This is a genomic window from Streptomyces sp. NRRL WC-3618 (genome assembly GCF_001280005.1).
Lineage (GTDB): Bacteria > Actinomycetota > Actinomycetes > Streptomycetales > Streptomycetaceae > Streptomyces.
Window position 1 is genome coordinate 23,771 of record NZ_LGDW01000451.1, and the last position, 20,309, is coordinate 44,079.

Annotated in this window: 11 protein-coding genes; 7 read left to right on the forward strand and 4 right to left on the reverse strand. The window is 69.0% G+C overall.

Annotation, left to right across the window (positions count from 1 at the left end; genetic code table 11):
* Positions 1-45 precede the first annotated feature (45 nt).
* The 6 genes from ADL01_RS30870 to ADL01_RS30895 are packed head-to-tail and all read left to right on the forward strand — an operon-like array spanning position 46 to position 14,153.
* Positions 46-321, forward strand: coding sequence for an acyl carrier protein (locus ADL01_RS30870; RefSeq protein WP_053745303.1), 276 nt, complete (start codon positions 46-48; stop codon positions 319-321).
* A complete protein-coding gene (locus tag ADL01_RS30875; protein WP_053745304.1) occupies positions 318-5,678 on the forward strand; it encodes a type I polyketide synthase in 5,361 nt (1,786 codons plus the stop codon). Before ADL01_RS30870 ends, ADL01_RS30875 begins: the two co-directional genes overlap by 4 nt.
* Positions 5,675-7,531: a condensation domain-containing protein gene (locus tag ADL01_RS30880; protein ID WP_053745305.1), complete on the forward strand. Its 1,857-nt coding sequence runs from the start codon at positions 5,675-5,677 to the stop codon at positions 7,529-7,531. Before ADL01_RS30875 ends, ADL01_RS30880 begins: the two co-directional genes overlap by 4 nt.
* Positions 7,524-10,172, forward strand: a complete 2,649-nt coding sequence (locus ADL01_RS30885; RefSeq protein WP_053745306.1) for a type I polyketide synthase — start codon at positions 7,524-7,526, stop codon at positions 10,170-10,172. Before ADL01_RS30880 ends, ADL01_RS30885 begins: the two co-directional genes overlap by 8 nt.
* Positions 10,169-10,882: a methyltransferase domain-containing protein gene (locus ADL01_RS30890; protein ID WP_053745307.1), complete on the forward strand. Its 714-nt coding sequence runs from the start codon at positions 10,169-10,171 to the stop codon at positions 10,880-10,882. The genes ADL01_RS30885 and ADL01_RS30890 overlap by 4 nt, the downstream gene beginning before the upstream one ends.
* 4 nt (positions 10,883-10,886) lie before the next feature.
* Entirely contained in the window at positions 10,887-14,153 is a 3,267-nt protein-coding gene (locus tag ADL01_RS30895; protein WP_053745308.1) for an aminotransferase class III-fold pyridoxal phosphate-dependent enzyme, read from the forward strand.
* Positions 14,154-14,215: 62 nt separating this feature from the next.
* On the opposite strand, the gene ADL01_RS44945 is transcribed toward ADL01_RS30895, so the two are convergent.
* The 4 genes from ADL01_RS44945 to ADL01_RS30910 form a co-directional block, all read right to left on the reverse strand.
* A complete protein-coding gene (locus tag ADL01_RS44945; protein WP_159049694.1) occupies positions 14,216-14,377 on the reverse strand; it encodes a hypothetical protein in 162 nt (53 codons plus the stop codon).
* Positions 14,378-14,663: 286 nt separating this feature from the next.
* A complete protein-coding gene (locus ADL01_RS30900; protein ID WP_053745309.1) occupies positions 14,664-15,425 on the reverse strand; it encodes a thioesterase II family protein in 762 nt (253 codons plus the stop codon).
* A 47-nt stretch (positions 15,426-15,472) separates the two neighbouring features.
* Complete coding sequence (locus ADL01_RS30905; protein WP_053745310.1) at positions 15,473-16,777, reverse strand: cytochrome P450; 1,305 nt, start codon at positions 16,775-16,777, stop codon at positions 15,473-15,475.
* The gene (locus ADL01_RS30910) at positions 16,774-18,567 is read right to left on the reverse strand and encodes a non-ribosomal peptide synthetase (protein ID WP_078960849.1); all 1,794 of its coding nucleotides are present in this window, start codon (positions 18,565-18,567) and stop codon (positions 16,774-16,776) included. The genes ADL01_RS30905 and ADL01_RS30910 overlap by 4 nt, the downstream gene beginning before the upstream one ends.
* A gap of 313 nt (positions 18,568-18,880) precedes the next feature.
* Here ADL01_RS30910 and ADL01_RS30915 point away from each other — a divergent pair, with 313 nt between their 5' ends.
* Positions 18,881-20,266: a condensation domain-containing protein gene (locus ADL01_RS30915; protein ID WP_053745311.1), complete on the forward strand. Its 1,386-nt coding sequence runs from the start codon at positions 18,881-18,883 to the stop codon at positions 20,264-20,266.
* Positions 20,267-20,309: the final 43 nt, after the last annotated feature.

The window sequence follows — 20,309 nt, forward strand, 5'->3', positions numbered from 1 at the left end:
ACCCCTGCCGCGGGTCCGGGTGCGCATGAACGGAGTGTGATTCCCATGAACAAGCGGGACACGGTCAAGGCCGTCCTGCTCGAGATCGTGAACGAGGTGGCCGGGCCGGTGGAGCACCTGGACGACGACCAGCTCCTCGTCGACCAGCTCGGCCTCGAATCGCTGCACCTCGCGCGGCTGGTCGCCGTACTGGAGATGGAACTGGACACCGACCCGTTCTCCGACGACATGCCCATCACCGGTGTGCGCACGGTCGGTGACCTGCTCCAGGCGTACGACCCGGTCGTCCTGCCCCGACTCGGGGCCGGCGAGCCGTCGTGACACAGCGCGAGCCCGGCGAACCGATCGCCATCGTGGGCATGGCCGCCCGTTTCCCCGGAGCAGCGGACGTGGACCGGTTCTGGGACGTCGTCCTCGCCGGACGGGAGGCGATACGCGACCTTGACGACGAGGAGTTGCTCCGCAGTGGTGTGAGGCCGGAGTGGCTGAAGGACCCCGACTACGTGAAGGCGACCGCCTCGATGGACGGCGTCGACCTCTTCGACGCGGCCTTCTTCGACATCTCCGGCCGCGAGGCCGCCTCCATGGACCCTCAGCAGCGGATCTTCCTGGAGACGTGCTGGCACGCTCTGGAGCACGCGGGCCTTCGCACGGCAGCCGGTGCCGGCGCCTCGGTCGGTGTCTTCGCCGGCAGCGGCGGTGTCCTCACCAGCTACCTCCCCGAGGTGCTGAGGAGCGCCGGGCCACTGGAAGACCCCACGGCCTCGCTGGAGCAGCTCGGGACCGACAAGGACTTTCTCGCCACCCGGGTGTCGTACAAGCTCAACCTGACCGGTCCCAGCCTGACGGTGCAAACGGCGTGCTCCACATCCCTGGTCGCGGTGCACCTCGCCGTCCAGAGCCTGTTGCGCGGCGAGTGCGAGGCGGCACTGGCCGGCGGCGTGAACATCCGACTCCCGCACGCCACCGGTTACTGGCACCGCCGGGGCGGCATCCTGTCGCCGGACGGCCGCTGCCACCCCTTCGACGTCAGCGCGCAGGGAACGATCTTCGGCAGCGGCGTGGGCGCCGTCGTCCTGAAACCCCTCGCCGACGCGCTTCGCGACGGTGACACCGTCTACGCCACCGTCCTCGGAACAGCGATCAACAACGACGGCGGCGGCAAGTCCAGCTACGGTGCGGCGAGTCTGCCCGGCCAGCTGGCCGCGATGCGTCGGGCGCTCCACGTCTCCGGTGCCGATCCCGCCACGATCGGCTACGTCGAGGCGCACGGAACCGGCGTCCCGCTCGGCGACCCCGCCGAGATCGGCGCGCTGAAACAGATCTTCGGGCAGGACTCCCCCTGCGCCATCGGCTCGGTGAAGGCGCTGATCGGGCACATGGAAGCGGCATCGGGCATCGCGGGTCTGATCAAGGCCGCGCTGTCCCTGTATCGGGGGCGGATCCCGCCCAGCCCGTACTTCACGGCGCCGAGTCCTCGGCTGAACCTGGACGACACGGGTCTGTTCGTCAACACGGCACCGCTGTCCCTGCCCGGGGCCCCTCGCCGGGCAGCGGTCAATTCCCTCGGCATCGGCGGCACCAACGCCTTCGCCGTGCTGGAACAGGCACCGGAACGCACGCGGACGGATCGGCGTCCAGGGCAGGAACTCATCACGATCAGCGCCAGAAGCGCGGACGCGCTGCGGGACCTGGCGGACCGGTGGGCGAACCGCCTGCGGGAGCCCGACGCGCCCTTGAGGGAGCTGGCCCACACCAGTCATGTCGGTCGCCGCCCGCTGCGACACCGGCTCAGCGTCATCGCGGACACCGCGGACACGGCGGCCGAGCGCATCGAGTCGTGGCTGAGCGGCGGGAGAGGAGCGGCGGACACGGGCGAATCCGCGCGAACCGAGCCTCGGGTCGCGTTCCTCTTTCCGGGTCAGAGCTCCGAGTACGCCGGCATGGCCGTCGAGCTCCACCGTGAGCATCCGGTGTTCCGCGCGGCGCTGGACCGGCACACGGAAACCTTCCACCGCCTCACCGGGGTCGGCCCCCTCGACGTGCTGGCCGACCCCGCCTCGCAGACGCGGGCCGAACTGCTCCAGCCAGCGGTTTTCCTCCTTCAGGTCGCGCTGGCGGAGTTCTGGGCCTCATGCGGAGTGCGGCCCGACGCGGTGGTCGGTCACAGCCTCGGCGAGTACGCGGCCGCCTGCGTGGCCGGCGTGTTCAACGTCGAGCAGGGTCTCGAACTGGTCGGCGCACGCGGTCGCGCCTTCGCGGCTGTTCCCGGCAGCGGCCGCATGGTCGCCGTCGGCTGCGGCGACGTGGCCGAGCTGGAACGGCTGGTCACGGCGGTGGGCGGTTCGGCGGCGGTCGCCGCGTACAACGCGCCGGGACGAATCACGGTCTCCGGCTCGGAGACCGTGATGAGCGAGCTGGAGACCGAATTCCGGCAGCGGGGGTGGGACACGATCCCGCTGGAGACCACGCACGCCTTCCACTCACCGTTGGTCGCCCCGGCCGTCGCCGCCCTCGTCGAGGCCGCCGGCCGGGTCGCCCACCAGCGGCCGGCCGTGCCGATGGCCCTGAACCTCACCGGCACCTGGGCCGACGGGCAGGAACTCGACGCCGAGTACTGGGGGCGGCAGCTCACCTCACCGGTCAGGTTCGCGCCTGGTGTCGGCGAACTGCTCAGCGGCGGGTGCACGGTCTTCCTCGAAGTCGGCCCCGGGCGGACGCTCACCACCGCCGGCCGCATCCAGTCCGACGACGAAGCCGTCTGGCTGCCCGGCCTCGCGCCCAGGGTCCCGGATCCGGTCACCGTGCTCGGCCATCTGGCGCGCCTGGACAGAGCAGGGATACCGGTCGACTGGGCGGCGTACTACGCGCCCCTGCGGGCGAGCAAGGTCTCCGCTCCGCTCTATCCCTTCGCCCGGGTCCGGCACTGGACCGCACCGGCCCCCGCGCCGCCTTCCGGCTCCGGGGTGTCCACGCGGCCGGCCGAGGATCTGCCCGGACTGGTCCGGCTCGCGCTGCCGCGATCCACGCAACGACGTTACGAGACCACCGTGGCTGCGAGCGCTCCGCATGCGCTCGCCGATCACGAGATCTCCGGTCGCCTCGTCGTACCGGGGGCTTACCACACCGCGTGCCTGGTGGAGGCGGTGGCCGGCGACTCGGCTGCGGTCGTCGAGGACCTGGTCTTCCCGCGGGCTCTGGAGGCCGAGGAGGCGCCACGCCGACTCCAGCTTGTGCTCACCCCGGCCGGGGACCACAGGTTCGTCGCACAATCGCTCGGCCTGACGCGTGCGGACGACCCGTCGGCCGACGAGTCCTGGCAGGTGCACGCGGAGGGGCGGATTCACCGGGCCGAGGTCTCTGCACAGCCGACGGACCCATCGGCCCACCTCGCCGGTCGGCCGGTTTCCCCGGCCGAGCTCTACCCGCGGTTCGAGGCAGCGGGCTTCCGGTTCGGTCCGGCGTTCCAGTGGATCGAAGAGCTGCGTCTGGACGGTGAGGACAGCTCCGGCGACCTCGCCTTCTCGGCCGACTCGCCACGAGAGCGCACCATGGCGCTGCTCGACTCCTGTGTTCAGCTAGCGATCGCGGCACGGATCGTCCGCGCGGCACCCGAAGACGGCGTGCTGCTGCCGTTCCGGATCGATCGGGCGGTGTTCCACCCTTCCCGCGAGGCCGTGGGATCAGGTGTCGCGCGCATCCGGCACCGCGAGGCCGATGCCTCCGGCGCGCTGGCCGACGTCTCACTGACCGACCTCGAAGGCAACCCCCTCCTCGACCTCTTCGGGCTCCAACTGCGAGCGGTCTCCCTCCGTTCGCCCGAGGCCGCGATCCACGCCGACACGTGGGAGGAGGTCAGGACCACCGGTGACGTGTCGTCCACGCCCGGACCGTGGGTGGTGCTCGCCGACCCTCAGGGGCACTGGCGCCGGGCTGTGACAGCGCTGGAGGCAGGCGGCGGCCGGTGTGTGGTCGCCGAGGTGGGCACGGCCTTCACCCGCCTGGGCGAGCACCGGTACGCGCTGGATCCCGCAGACGCGGATCAGCTGGTGCGGCTGTTCCGCGCCACCGGGCCGGCGAGCGTGTTGCACTGCCTCGGCCTGGACGCCCAGAACACGCGGACCGCATGTGGCAGCGTGGCCGCGCTCGTGCGGGCCGGCGAACGTGCGGAGTGGACGCCCGATTCCGTGGTCCTGCTGACCCGCGGGGCGGTGGCCGTCCACGATTCCGCCGAGGTGGGCGACCCCTATGGGTCGATGCTGTGGGGCCTTGGCCGGAGCGCCGCACTGGAGGCACCACATCTGAACCTGCGGCTGCTCGATGTCGATCCGCACGACCGCACCAGCTCACTGAGCATGCCGTCCGAGTGGCCCGGCGCCGAGGCCGCGATCCGGGGCGGACGGCTCTACCGGCCCACGCTGCGCCGCGAGTCGGTGCCGTCGGCTAGTCCCGGCCGGCTCGGTGCCCACGGGTGCTACCTGATCACCGGCGGGACCGGCGAGCTCGGTCTGCGTACGGCGGCGTGGCTGGCCGGACGCGGGGTGCGACACGTCGTACTCGCGTCGCGACGTGCCCTTGAGACGCGGGTCGAGGAGCAGGTCCGCGAGCTGGAGCGGTCCGGGGTGAAGGTCACCCTGGCCGGCCTGGACGTCACGGACCAGGCCGCGGTCGACCGGCTGGTCGAGCGCGCGCATCGGGAGTGGGGCGGCCTCAAGGGCGTCGTCCACGCGGCCGGAGTCCTCGACGACGCGGTGCTGTCGCAGCTGAGTTGGGACCGCTTCCGCTCGGTACTGGCCCCGAAGGTCGCCGGCGGTTGGCACCTGCACCGCGCCACCCTGGATCTCGACCTCGAGCACTTCATCCTCTTCTCCTCCACGGCCGCTCTGCTCGGCGCCCCGGGACAGTCCCACTACGCGGCTGCAAACGCCTTCCTCGACGGGCTCGCCCACCACCGGCGCGGGTTGGGACTCCCTGCGCTGAGCGTCAACTGGGGGCCGTGGGAGGCGGGCATGACGGCGCAACTGAGCGAACGCCTGCGAACCCGGCTCGTGGAGAGCGGGTTCACCCCGCTGGAAGCCGATCCGGCCTTCGCCGCACTCGACCGGATCCTGGCTGGGCCCCGCGGACAGTACGGTGTCTTCACCCTGGACTGGTCCCGCTACCTGGACCGGTTCCCCATCGGGCGAGCGGTCGTCACGGGTGGGGGAACATCCGCCGAGGACGGAGCGGAGGCTGTCGGGCGGCTACGCCGGGACTGGCACGGCGCGGCACCGGAACAGCGCCGTGAGCTGGTGCTCGTATACCTGCGCGCCATGTTGGCCAAGCGGATCGGCATGTCCGAGGCCGCCATCGACGAGGACCTCGCGCTCCACGAAACCGGGCTCGACTCGCTGGTGGCGGTCGAAGTACGCGGCCAGATCTTCCGCGACCTCGGCGTCGACCTGCCGCTCACCGGTCTCCTCCAGGACAAGGCCCTGCGCCTGCTCGTCGACGAGCTGGCGGAGCGCCTGACGCTCGACGCTCCGGCCCGTGCTGTCGCTTCCGCGGCGGCGCCGACCGCCGTGGAGCCCTTCTCACCGCAGGAGGCGGAACGCCTCCTGGCCAACCTCGACTCGCTGACCGAGGACCAGATCGAGGCACTGCTGCCCTGGCTGGCCGACCGGGACGGAATCTCATGACTGACGAGGGTACGCACCCATGGGAGACACGGAAGAAGCTGGAGGCGGCACTGCGGTCGCGCGCCGGTCGGGCGCGGACCGAGCACCCGCTCTCGTACGCCCAGCGGCCGCTTGTGCTGCTGCATCGAATGAACCCCGACAGCGCGTCCTACAACGTCGGGTTCACCGCCCGCTTCACCGGCGGATTCGATTCCGGCACCTTCCGCAGCGCGGTCTCGTCGCTCGTCGGGCGGCACACGGCCCTGCGCACCACCTTCGACGGCACCGACGGGCAGACGGTGCACGGGTGGCTCGAACCCGACTTCGCCGAACAGGACGCCGGAGGGTGGGCCGAGCAGCGGATCGACGACGCGGTCCGCCGTGCCTACCGCGAGCCGTTCGACCTCGCGAGCGGGCCGCTGGTCCGGGTACGGACGTATCCGGTGACACCGGGAGAGGCCGTGGTGCTGCTGGTCGTGCATCACGTGGTGTGCGACTTCTGGTCGCTCGGTGTCATCGTGGCGGAACTGGAGCAGCTCTACCTCGCCGAGGCCCGGCGCAGTCCGTCCCGGCTGACCGGACACAACGTGCCCTACAGCGACTTCGTCTCCCACCAACGGCGGCTGCTCGAAGGGGAGAAGGGCAGCATGGCTCGCGCGTATTGGCACGCTCGGCTCGCGGGCCGGCTCGAACCTGCCGAATGGCCCCGCTTCGAACTCGACGCGGACTCCGACGGGGGCGGGTCGATCGTGTTCCCCATCGCCCCGGAGCTCACCGACGGTGTGTTCGCGCTGGCCAAGGAGGAAGGGGTCACGCCCTACACCGTGTTGCTGACCGCCTTTCAGGTCCTCGTCAGCCGCTACACCGGACGGCGGGACGTCCTGGTGGGGTCTCCCTTCGCGGGCAGGACCAGTCCGACGACGGCCGAGTGCGTGGGGAACTTCGTCAACCCGGTCGTGCTGCGCGCCGACCTGAGCGACGCCGTGCCGTTCCGTGAGCAACTGGGCCGTACCCGTCGTACCGTCATCGAGGCCCTCGAACATCAGGACTACCCGTTCGAGCTGCTCGTCGGCGAGCTGGCGCCGCGCCGGGTGGACGACCGCAACCCGGTCTTCCAGGCGATGTTCAGCTACCAGAAACCCACCCGGTACCCGGCGCTGGCGGGCCTGTACGTGGCCGACGACGGCGCGGCCCCGGTCGGGTGGGCCGGGCTGACCGCGGTGCCGTACCGCATGGACCAGCAGGACGACCAGCTCGAACTCGTGCTGGAGATCGTGCATGACGGCGAGCGGCTCGTCGGGCTGCTCAAGTACCGCAAGTCCGTCTTCCCGGCTCGGGCCGCTCGCCAGGTGACCGAGAACTATCTGGCACTGCTGCGCGCCGCGCTCGCGGACCCCGGTCGCGGTGTGGAGGAACTGCCGATGGCGTCCGACATCATCCCCGGCAGCGACCGCCGCACCCCCTCGCCGCGTGAGTCCTGCGGCTCGACTCCTCACCGCGGCCCGGCGCTGCGGGATGTCGAAGAGCGCATCACGGCCGTCTGGCGGCACGTGCTCGGGCGCGGGGGCATCAGGCCCGATGACAACTTCTTCGATCTCGGTGGCAACTCCATGCTGCTGACCCAGGTGCACGAGATGCTCGCCGACGAAGCCCCGGACACCCCTTTGAAGATCAACGAGCTGTTCCGCTACCCGACCGTGGCCGGCCTGGCCCGGCGCCTCGGCCGGACCGCCGCCGAGGCCGACAGGGATCGCCCCGCCCGAGGCAGGGCATCGAGCAGACGGGCACAGCTCGCGGGTGGAACGGCCCGCAGCGCCCGCCTGCGGGCGCGAGAGCGTCGTCTCCCCGGCACCGAAGGGAGCGACGATGTCTGACGGTGGCACGACCGATCCGACGGTTCGACCGAACGACGTGGCCGTGATCGGCATGTGCGGCCGGTTCCCCGGCGCCGGGAATCTGGCGCAGTTCTGGAACCGGCTTCGTGCCGGAGACGACATGCTGACCACGTTCGCCGACGCCGAACTCGTGGCTGCCGGGGTGCCGGAGCGGTTGCTGCGCAATCCCGCCTACGTCAGGCGCGCCGCGACGCTGCCGGACGCGTTCGACTTCGACCACGAGTTCTTCGGCCTCACCAGCCGCGAGGCGAAACTGCTCGATCCGCAGCAACGGATTCTGCTCGAGGTCGCCTGGGAACTGCTCGAGACCATCGGCTACTCCGGTGGAGGGGGCGCTCAGGCCGTCGGCGTGTTCGCCGGTGCGTCGATGAACACGTACCTGACGAATGTGCTGGCTCGCTCCTGTGACCCGCTGGGCTACGACGGCACCGAGCTCATGATCGCCAACGACAAGGACTACTTGACCACCAGGATCTCCTACAAGCTCGGCCTCAAGGGCCCGAGCGTCAATGTCCAGACCGCCTGTTCGACGTCGCTGGTCGCCGTGCACATGGCGGTGCAGAGCCTGCTCGCGGGTGAGTGCGACGTCGCCCTGGCCGGCGGTGTCTCGGTGATCGCCAACCCCTATCCCGGCTACGTCTTCAGCGAAGGGATGATCCTCTCCCCGGACGGGCGCTGCCGGCCGTTCGACGCCGACGGCGCGGGCACGGTCTTCGGCGACGGAGTGGGCCTGGTCGCTCTGAAACGGCTGGCCGAAGCGATCGAGGACGGCGATCAGGTCCTCGCCGTGGTGAAGGGTTCCGCGATCAACAACGACGGCTCGGACAAGATCGGCTACACGGCCCCGAGCATCGAAGGGCAAAGAGCGGTGATCGCCGAGGCGCAGGCGGTCGCCGACGTGGAGAGCGACACCATCGGCTACGTCGAGGCCCATGGGACCGCGACGGTGCTGGGTGACCCCATCGAGTTCGCCGCGCTGAGCGAGGCCTTCGTCGAGGGCGGCGCCCGGCCAGGCCGGTGCGCCCTGGGCTCGGTCAAGGCGAACGTCGGCCACCTTGCGGCAGCGGCGGGGGTCGCGGGCCTGATCAAGACGGTGCTGGCGCTGCGGCATCAAGAGATCCCGGGCCACCCGAACTTCATCCGGCCCAATCCCGAGATCGACCTGGACGACAGTCCGTTCTTCATCAACACCCTGCCGATGGCCTGGCCGGCGGGAGAGACTCCCCGGCGGGCCGGTGTCAGTTCATTCGGCCTCGGCGGCACCAACGCCCATGTCGTCTTAGAGGAGGCACCGCCACTGCCCGCCCGGCAGGCCGCGGGCGACGGTCCGCGGCTGCTCGCGGTGAGCGCCAGGAGCGACGCGGCACTGCGGGGGCTGGCGGGCCGGCTGGCCGACGCGCTGGAGCGGGCGGACGCCCCCGGCCTCGACGACGTGGCCTACACGCTGCGCGGGGGACGGCGCGGCCACGCCCATCGCCACGTCGTCACCGCGAGCGACCACGCCGGTGCCGCGGCCGGACTGCGCGCGCTGGCGGAGGGGAGGTCCGCGGGCCGGGTGGCGGCGGAGGCCGCCCCCGCTGTCTCCTTCCTGTTCGGTGAGGTCACAGTCGAGGAGTTCGGGGCGCTGGCCGCGTACCTGCCCGCCGTCGTCGACACGGCGAAGCGGCACACCGGGAGCCCCGACATCGACGCCGCCGAAGCGTCCGCCGCCCGGTTGACGGCCAGTCAGGTGGTCGCGACGCTCTGGACGGAGTCCGGGGTCCGGCCCGCGGCCGTCGGTGGAGCGGGCGCCGGCGAGGTGCTGGCGGCCTGTTTCGCCGGGGTTCTGGACGCCGCCGACGCGCAGGCGCTGCTGTCCTGGCGGGCCGGTCTGCTCGACGCACTGCCCGAGGTGCGCCCGCGAGCGCCGCGGATCCCCTTCCTGTCGGCCGTGGTCGGCGGTGAACTGCCGCAGGCACGGGCGCTCGACCCGTGCCACTGGACCCGGGACGTGTGGGAGGGCGGTCGGCTGACCGAGGCCTTCGCGGACCGGGCCGGGGAGGGCGCCGTCGTGCTGCCGGTCGGAACGCCGTCCCCGCCCGTGGACCTCACCCTCGCCGCCGACCCGCACCTGCTTCCCGTGGCACGGCTGCTGGCCGCCGCGGCGCGGCTGTGGACGGAAGGCGTGCCGGTGGACTGGTCGTCCTGGTCCGGAGGTCAACCTCGCCGGGTCCCGCTTCCGACACAACCGCTGGAGCGCGTCTTCTCCCGACTCGAACCGCCCACCGCCTCCACCGGGAAACGGGGCTTGGCCTCCGAGGCGGAACCGGTCCGCGCCGAGCAAGCGGCCGAGTCGCGGCTGGGCGGCGAGGAGCTGAAGCGGGCACTGGCGAAGCTCTGGTCCGAGGCCTTGCGGAACGAGGTGGACCGCTACGACCTGAGCCTCTTCGAGCTGGGCGGCGACGAGATGCTCGTCGTCAGACTCACCCGGCGCATCGAGCAGGCACTCGGTGTGCCGCTGACGGCCGCGCAACTCCTCGCGCATCCGACGATCGGTCAGCTGGCGGCCTGGCTGGACCAGGACCGGCCCTGCGGCCACCAGGACAGGAAAACCGATCTCTCCAGGAGGAAGCTGCGGTGAACGGTGAGGACCAGCGGCAGGACATCCGCGACTATCTGAAGGTCAAGGAGGACTTCGACTCCAAGATGGCCGAGATCGACCGGACCGAGAGGTTCGACGCCTCCCACGGAGTGGACACCAGCACCCCGTTCGAGAGCTGGGAGATCGAGGAGATCGACGAAGCCGGCCTGCTCAACAACTACCGGTACTCACCGTCTCCGGCCGCCACTCTGCGAAAAGTCATCTCGGCGACCCCGGTGACCTACGAGGACGTGGCGTTCGTCGATTTCGGGTCCGGGAAAGGGCGTGTGCTGCTCGTCGCGTCGGAGTTTCCGTTCAAGCGAATCATCGGGGTCGAGTACTCGGAGCACCTCTGTTCGATCGCGGAGCGGAACATCGGACAGTACAGCTCGGCCTCGCAGAAGTGCGATGTCTTCGAGATCCGTCATGAGGACGCCACGAAGTTCGAGATTCCGGACGATGCCGGCGTCTTCTACTTCTACGAGCCGTTCAGTCCCCCGTTGGCCATGAAGGTGCTGGAGAACATCGAGCGCTCCCTTGCCCGCGCCCCGAGGGCCGCTGTCATCTGCATGGTCGGGCGGGCGTTGCTCGCCGTCATCGAGGGGCGGGAGCCGTGGGTTCCCCACGGTCCGGTGGTCACGTCGCCGGACGAAGAGTACTTCGACGCCCGGCTGTTCACCGCACGCGTCAGCGCGCCGGGGGATTCCTGAACCGATGTCCGATCACAAGGAGAGCACCGTGGAACCCCTGCTCCAAGAAGTCGCGACCATCGTCGGTGACTATTTCGACATCCGGCCCGAACAGCTGGAATCCGACGCCGCTTTCACGGACCTCGGGGACTCGCTGTCGTTGCTCGGCATGTTGCGACGCCTGGAGGACCGCTACGGCTGCAAAGTGCCGCTCCGGGAACTCTTCGGCGATGCCCAGACCCTGTCCGGCCTGACCGCGTACCTTCGCACGCACGCACCGCCGGACACGACGCCCGCCCCCGTCGCGCCGCCCCCCGTCGACAGCGAACCAGGACTCACCACACCGTCGGCCGAGACGCCGACGCCGGACGGTGCCTCGTCGCCGGGTGCCTCGACCGCCGTGCAGGACCTGATCAGAGAACAGCTTCTGGTCATGCAGCGCCAGCTTCAGCTGCTGGCGGACGGCGAGCCGGCTCCCCCGGTCGGCCCGGCTACCGGGCCCGTGTCCCGAGCCGGTGCTTCGACGCGCGTGGCGCTCTCCCCGCCGAAGTCGGTGGTGCCCCTCGCACCGGGCGCGCGCAGCAGCGCGACCAGTCCGGTGGAGACGGCAGAGCGCACCCGCTATCTGAAGGAACTCGCTGACCGCCTCGGTAGTCGGACCAAGGGCTCCAAGGAATTCGCGCAACGGTTCAGGCCGATGGTCGCCGACAGCCGGTCCACGGTCGGTTTTCGCCCCTCGACCAAGGAGATGCTGTACCCGATCGTCGCCGAACGGGGGCAGGGCTCCCGGCTGTGGGACATCGACGGAAACGAGTACGTCGACCTCACCCTGGGCTACGGCGTCCACCTCCTCGGCCACAATCCGCCGGTCGTCATGTCGGCCTTGCGCAAGCGGCTGGACGTCGGTTTCAGCCTCGGACCGCGCACCCAGTTGGTCGAGGAAGTCGCCGCCGGGATACTCGAACTCACGGGTATGGACCGCGTCGCCTTCCTCAACAGCGGCACGGAAGCGGTCATGACCGCGGTCCGGCTCGCACGCGCCGCGACCGGCCGCGACAAGATAGTAGTTTTCTCCACCGCGTACCACGGCCACTTCGACAGCGTGCTCGCCGTACCGTCCCACGAGAACGGCGTGTTCGGCACCCAGCCGCTCGCACCGGGTGTCTCGCCGCTCGCGGTGGAGAACGTGTACGTGCTCGAGTTCGGCACAGACGACGCTCTCGACTTCATCAACAGGCACGGACCGGAACTCGCGGCGGTTCTCACCGAGCCGGTGACGCTGCGAACTCCCGGCGTGCAGAACCCCGACTTCCTTCGCGCGCTCCGGGAGATCACCAGGACGCACGGTACGAAACTCGTCTTCGACGAGATGGTCACGGGTTTCCGTTGCCATCCGGCGGGCGTCCAGGGACTGTACGGAATCAAGGCCGATCTGGCCACCTACGGAAAGATCGTGGGCGGCGGCATGCCGCTGGGCGTGATCGCCGGACGCGGCGGGGTCATGGACCCGATCGACGGCGGCGTCTGGAACTTCGGCGACGACTCGGGACCGAGGGTGGAATCCACCTTCTTCGGCGGCACGTTCAACCAGCATCCGCTGACCATGGTGACGGCCAAGGCGGTCCTCGACCACCTCCGCGCGGCGGGACCCGAACTGCAACGGAGCCTCGACCGCAGGACTGCGACGTTCACGGACCAGCTGAACGCCGACTTCCGTGAACTCGACGTGCCGATCGAGGTCCAGAGGTTCTCCTCGCTCTTCAAGTTCGAGCACCAGGCGAACATGGACCCGTTCTACTTCAATCTGCTCGACCGTGGCGTGTTCGTCTGGGAGCTGCGCAACTTCTTCCTGTCCACCGCGCACGAGCAGGCCGATCTCGACCACATCCGCACCGCGGTGCGGGAATCGGTCGAGGAACTGCTCGCCCACGGCCTGCTCGGCAGCCGGGTGAACCCGGCCGGTCCCCTCCCCCGTGCGGCAGCGCCCCGCAGCACCCGCGCGCAACGGCAACTGCGGGCTCTGGACCAGGACGGCGTGCCCGCCTTCGAGATGTCCGTCGGATTCTGGCTCGACGGCTCCCTCAACCGCGATGCCCTGCGCACCGCCGTGCGGGACCTGGTCGCCCGCCACGAGACCCTGCGGACCACGTTCAGCCCGGACGGTGAGAGGCTCATCGTCCATCCCGCGTCGGAGACACCGCTGGACGATGTGCTGTTCGAGCACACCTGCGGGGACGAGGACGAACTCGGGCGCTTCCTGCGGTCCTGGGCCGAACGACCGCTCGATCCGGTCGACGGGAGAGTGTTCCGCGCGGCTGTGGTGGAGGTCGGCCCCGAGCGGCATCTGCTGCTGGTCACCGTGCACCACGCGGCGGTGGACGGCTGGTCCTACGGCGTCCTGCTCGACGACCTCGCCGCGATGTACAACGCCGGATGCCGCGGTACGAGCCTCCAGTTGCCGCCGGCCGCGCAGTTCCGGGACTACCTCGACTGGCACGAGCGGGTCACGGCTGGCCCCACCGCCGCAGAGCACCGTGATTTCTGGCGTTCCCGCCTCAAGGGAGCTCCCCCGCTGGAGCTGCCGTCGTCAGGGCAGCCGAGCCGGTTCCCCTATCGGGCGGTACGGCACGGCGTTCTCCTCGACGGCGATTTCCGCGACCGGATGCGGGAGGCCGCCCGCCAGGAGGGCGTCACGGTCTTCGCCTACCTGGTGGCGGCCTGGGGGGCCTTGTTGCAGCGGCTGACGGAGCAGGACGACGTCCTTGTACCCGTCGCGTCCGCCCGGCGTCCGCCGGAGCTGGACCAGGTGGTCGGATACTGCTCGAATCTGCTGCCCCTGCGCCTGCCCCGGCAGGCGGACATGCAGGTCGCGGACTACGTGGCCGAGGTCCTGTCCCAGCTGGTCACCGGACTGGAACACCAGGACTACCCGTTCGCGGACCTCGTCGCGGAATCCGCTCCGCTCGGAGCAGGCCTGCGCAGCACGTTGTTCACCACGTCGATGTCGTTCTACCGCCATGTCGTGGTGGCACCTATGGACGGGCTCGAGGTCTCGGAGGCCGCTCCACTGCCGATCACACACACCGGCAATCCCCTGGCTCTGAACGTCATGGAGCGTACGGACGGCTTCAAGTGCGAGTTCGAGGCCGCCACCGACATCGTCGACCCCGGCCTCGTCGAGCGCCTTCCCCAGTACTACCGGAACCTGTTGAGCGCCATGGTCGCCGGCAGCGAGCGGCCGTTGGCCGAGCTGGACCACGAGGTCCGGGAAAGCCTGAACGCGAGCCAGTGAGCCGAAGCGGGGGGGGCGCAGGTGCAGGCACCACACCGGGTCGGCCCGCCTGCGCCGGAGCTTCACCGAGCGGGCGGCCCGGGTACCTCTGCGTGCGGCAGACCGGCGGCCGCGCCGACGCCCCTTGCCAGTACCTCGTCCAGGTCGAACAGTGACAACGGGTCGACGCGGTGGTCCGCTGCGGTGAAGTCGTGGGACCGCGACAGGATGTGGGGCACGGCCACGCAGCGCGCACCGGCGGCCTTGGCCGCCTGTACTCCTCGGCCGGAGTCCTGAAGGCGATGACGGCCGAGGGTTCCACGCCGAGTCGTCGTGCCGCGAGGAGGTCGACGACGATGTCCTCGGTCTGCGTCTCCAGGCGCTGCGTCAGCCACATCCGGTTGTCCAGCAGCCGAACGAAGTTCTCGACCAGGATCAGCAACGGCCGCGGCTCGGTCAGGAGTTGGTGGTATTTGAAGTTGTTGGAGATTAGCGATTTTTCGCCTGTGCTGATGTTCAAGAATGGGGGCTTCACCCTGTGGGACAGTCCTCCGGGGCCAGCCCCGCCTCAACCTCCTTGAGCAGCTCGTCCGGCGCGGAGCGGAAGGTGTGATGCCCGCCCGAGAGCACGGTGCCCGCAAACCGACCGTCCGCCGCGTACGGGGGCCAGCCATCCATCTGGGACGGCCGGATCTCCTGGTCGTCCTCCCAGCCGATGCTGCGCACGGCGGCCCGCAACCGGACCGGGGCGTCCAGACGGTAGTTCTGGTTGGCCGCGATGTCGGCCCGGAGAACGGTGAGCCCGAACTCGATCGCGGCCGGATTGGGCTCACCGCCCATGACCCTGGTGAGATGCCCCAGTTCCACCTTGAGTTCCTCGTCGTCCAGGTGCAGGAAGCGTCCGAACGGGCCTTCGTGCGGGGCGACTTGGGATGAGATGAAGAGTGCCTGCGGAGCCGGCCCGCCCACCTGGTCCAGATACAGGGCGATGGCGAACGCCGCCAGGGCCCCGCCGCAGTGCCCGAACAGCCCGAACGGCCGGTCCAGATAGGGCCGGAGCCCGTCGACAGCCAGTCGGGCGAGCTCCTCGTAGCTGCCGTAGTGCTGCTCGCGCAATCTGTTCTCGCGGGCCGGCAGCTGAACCGGACAGACCTCGACGTCGTCACCGATCAACCGGGGCCACTGGGTGTACATGGACGCGCCGACGCCCGAGTACGGCAGGCAGAACAGACGGGCTCGCACGTCGTTCCGAGGCCGGCGGAGCAGCCACTTTCCGGGGCGTACTGCAGTCATGGGCACCCTCCCTGTAGGTGTGTGTGTTGGACGTCCCGACGGTGTCGTCAGGCGGTGGGCAGGGAGGGCAGCCGTCCGCCGTCCGCCACCGCACTAGTCAGCGGGGCCGAGGCCCCGTCACGCAGTGCGGCGGTCACCGGCAGGCTCTTGACGCCGGAGACGAAGTTCGAGGCAAGATGCCGCACCGGGCCCGCCGGCTCGAAGGACGCAACCAGCTGGACGATCTCGCCGAAGAGCAGGCGCAGCGCGATCCTGGCCAGGGGCGCTCCGATGCAGTAGTGCGGTCCGAAGCCGAACGTCACATGGCGGTTGGGATGGCGCTGCACGTCGAAGCGGTAGGGATCGGCGAACACCGACCCGTCCCGGTTGGCCGAGCCCAGCCAGGCCACTACGGCCTCGCCCGTCTTGATCGGGACACCGCTGAGCACGGCGTCCCGCACGGCGTAGCGCATGAAGTGGTTGGCCGGGGACGCCCAGCGCAGTCCTTCCTCCACCGCGAGGGCCGTCTGGGCGCTCTCGCCGGTGAGCAGCGCGTATTCACCAGGGTTCTCCATCAGGGCGAGCACTGTCGCGGCGATCGCGTGCGGCATGGTGACATTAGCGCCGAGCAGCATGCTGTAGCAGTTGTAGACGATCTCGTCGGTACGCAGTCTGCGACCCCCCGCGTCCATGCGCGTCAGGAACCCGATCAGGTCGTCCCGTTCGACACCGCGGTCCCTCACCTGGTCGGCGAAGTAGGCAAAGAGTTCGTGGTGAGCGGAGAGCAGATTGTGGTGTCCGCCCTCCTCCGCACCGAACACGCTGTCATCGGGGGCGGCCGCCATCGTGGAAAGCCTGGTCAGCCGCGGCCAGTCCTCCTCGGGCAACCCCATCAGGGCACCCGCGAAGGCCATGGGGAACCCGGCCGCGGCGGCGGCGAGGTCCCAGGGCTTGCCCGAGGCCAACGGGGCGAGGAATCGGTGCACGACGCTCAGGATCTGCGGCTGGGTGGATTTGAGCGCGCTGAAGGAGAACACCTTCATCATCGGTTCACGCATCGCGGTGTGCACCGGCGGGTCGCTGGCCGCGAGCATCTTCCCCGCCGCGGGGTCCGTGCCGCCGAGGATGGAGAGCAATGTGCCGCGTCGGGAAGTGAAGCGGGTGTGATCCTTGAGCACCGCGAGGACGTCGGCATGCCGGGTAACCGAGAGGAACGACCGCCCGTCCGTCAAGGTCTGGCGATGGACGGGCGCCTTGTCCCGCATCACCTTCCACACCGGGTGCGGGTCTCCGTGCGCGTAGAAGTCGGGATCGAAGAGATCGATCACGCCGAGGTCCACGTCGACGGGATCCGTCACGTAGCTGATCTTCACCGTTCGACCCCTCCGATGAGTTCCTCGATGCGCGCGGCCAGCTCCGCCACCGTGGGGTTCTCGTAGAAGGTCCTGGGGAGGATCACCGCGTCGAAGGCGTTTCCGATCTCGGCGGTGATCTGGGTGGCTATCAGGGAGTGGCCGCCCAGTTCGAAGAAGTCGTCGTCGACTCCGACCTCGTCGAGTTCCATGACGTCGGCCCACAGCTGAGCCAACATCTTCTCGACCGGAGTGCCGGGGGGGCGGAAGTCGCTGTCCACGTCGGGGCGTTCCCGGCTCGTCAGGGCCGAGAGGGACCTCCGGTCCACCTTGCCGTTGGCGGTGAGGGGGAGCGAGTCCAGACGGGTGAAGACCGCCGGGACGAAGTGCGGCGGCAGTTCTTCGGACAGGGCCCGACGCAGTGCGGGGGCCGATACGAGGAAGTCGCTCTCGTAGAAGGCCGCGAGCCGTGAACCGTCCTTGGTCGTCTGCGCCACCACAGCCACGGCTTTGACATCGGGGTGCCGTCGCAGGGCGGCCTCCGTCTCCCCCGGTTCCACCCGGAAGCCTCGGATCTTGACCTGGGCGTCCACTCTCCCCACGAACTCCAGTGATCCGTCCGGCAGTTCTCGCACCAGGTCGCCGGTGCGATACATACGTGCCCCGGGGCGGTCCGCGAAGGGGTCCGGGATGAAGCGCTCGGCGGTCTGGTCCGGGTCGTTGACGTAGCCTCGTGCCAGCCCGAGCCCTCCGGTGTGGAGTTCACCGACCTCGCCCGGGCGGACGGGTCTCAGGTGCTCGTCCAGGACGTGAGCGGTGGTTCCCCGGATCGGCCGGCCGATGGGGACGGTCTCGTGCTCCAGAGGCAGACCGACCGGATGGCAGCAGGTGAAGGTGGTGTTCTCGGTCGGCCCGTACCCGTTGATCACCGCGCCTGCCGGCAGCAGTTCCGCTGCCTTGCGGACATGCGGAGCGGAGAGGACGTCACCACCGGCCAGCAGGTGGCGGAGCCCGCCGAGCGCTTCAGGGGCGGTGTCGAGGATCTGATGGAAAAGGCCGGCGGTGAACCACGCCACCGTCACCGCCTCGTCGCGCACGAAAGCCGCCAGTTCACCGGGCGTCAGCTCGCCGGGCGGGGCGACGGCCAGGCGTCCTCCGTTCAGCAGCGGGGCCCACACCTCCAGGGTCGAGGCGTCGAAGGCCAGGGGGGCGTACTGCAGGACGGTGTCGTCCGGACCGACGGACAGGAAATCGGCTCCGAGGACCAGACGCAGGACCGCGCGATGCGGAACGCAGACCCCCTTGGGCGTGCCGGTCGAGCCGGAAGTGAACGCGATGTAGGCGGTGTTCTCGGGGCCCACGGTCGTAGCGGGTTTCGCAGTGGGCAGCCCGGACAGGTGCGTGGCGAGCTGGTCCAGCGGAACGGGAGTGGCGACTCCCGGTATCCGCTCAGCGTCCTCGGACAGGGTGAGAACGAGCTTGACGCCTGCGATCCGGAGCAGTCGGGCCTGCCACTCCTGCGGCGCGCGGCGGTCGAGCGCGAGATAGCTGCAACCGGCCTTGAGTACAGCGAGCAGGCCCACGAAGAGATCCACGGAACGCTCGAGACACAGAGCGATCGGATCCTCGGAACTCACGCCGAGGCCGCCGAGGTGATGCGCCAATTGGTTGGCATGAGCATCGAGTTCGGCGTAGCTCAGTTCGGTGCCCTGGATGCTGACCGCCGGGGCGTGCGGAAAGGCGGCGGCACAGCGCTCGAACGCCCCGTGCACCGTCCGGGACGGGGTCCTCTCTCCGAGACCGTTGCTCATCTGCTCACTCTCTGCCATTGTCCCGTTGGCTGGGTGGGTGCCACATGTACGTCCGCGCCCGAGACGTCGAACAGGGCGCGGCGTCACCTGTTCCATTCATTCCGACGTCATTTCCGAAGAGTTGCGCACAAGAGAAAGGTCACCGGCTGACGGGATACCTGTCAACTTCTCGCGCCAGGCCAAGTGTTCGTCGGGTGCAGATGTGGACGGCTGTCTCGCTGGCGAGACAGCCGGGTAGCCGTGACACAAAGTGGTCCCATCCTTGATCCTGCGGTGAGACGCTCCAGGAACTTTCCATTGCCGGAGGGCCCGAATGGTCAAGTTGAGCACCACAGAAATCGCCTATTCCGGGGACAGGTTCGGCACGTACCCCTTGACTTGGGGACAGCAATGGCTGTGGAGGGCCGTCTCCACGCAGGCTCCGCACTACGCTCACCTGGGTATACCGATCCGACTCAAGGTGCCGACCGGGTGTGACGTGGAAGGGGTATTGACCATGCTCTCCACCGTCATCGAACGTCACGAGGTACTGCGAACGAGATACTTCGTGGACGCCCAAGGCGCCGCGAATCAGGTGATCTCGGCCGGGGGGAAGCTTTCCGTCCAGCTGTACGACGTCGAGGATTCATCGCCCTCCGGGGTGGCGGATCACCTTGAGTCAGAAATGACCAGCACTCCGTTCACCATGCCCGAGATATCGATTCGAGCCGCAATCGTCACAGCGGCCGAGGTGCCACTGTTCGTCATTCTTGCGATATTTCACATGGCAATAGACGGCTGGAGCACTCCCCTTATCACCGGTGAAATAAAGCAGCTGCTGGAGGCGGCAGCCCGCCATGCCGCGCAACCCGACCTCGGCGACATAGTGCACCCTGTGGACAGACTTCGGGCCGAGCAGGGGCCGGAAGGGGTGGCACGCTCACAGCTGGCCCTGGAGTTCTGGAAGAAGGAGCTGAGGGAGTTCCCGCGGTTGACCGGCGAATCAGTGCCAAAAGTATCCGTGGCACGCAGGTTCGAAGAGCACATCATGCGGTCCAGATTGACCGCCCTGGCCGTCACACTGCTATCGGCAAGATTCAAGTCCAGCCCCGCCGCCGTACTTCTCACCTATGTACACAAGGTGCTCAGGGAGGAATACGGAATGACACGGTGCGGTTTCATGGTGTTCTCGCACAACCGCTTCGGCCCGACAGACTTCACTTACTCCGGACCACTCACACAGAGCGTTCCTGTGGCTTTGAACCACACCGCCTCCGACATGCACGAACAGGTGCGGATGACGCATCAGGCCATGCTGGAATCCTCGATATCCGGCGAATGCGACCCGGAAGCCGCACGGGCGTTGATCAACAGTTTTAGGAAATACGGAGAGTCCGGACCCAATGTTTCATACGCATTCAACGCGCACTTTGACGGGATCAAGTACGGGGTACTCCCGAGTGAGAGGAAAGCGCCGTCCGAGATCGAACAGGTCGTCAAGGACTCGACCGACACCTCATTTCCCGAAGCACGGTCATATGTCTACGACGACATGAAGTTCTTCATGGAAGCACAGGACGAAGAGGACGGGTACTACATCCAGCTACGCGCCGATACGGCACTCTTCCCTTCTGCTCACATCGTCGCATTCCTGAAAGAGTTGGAATTTTCCCTGGCCGAGTCCGCCGGGCTACTGAATCCCGACGGGGTCATTCGCTGAGGGTCTTCCCTCCTTGAGCACCCGCCCGCATCTTGACGCTCCG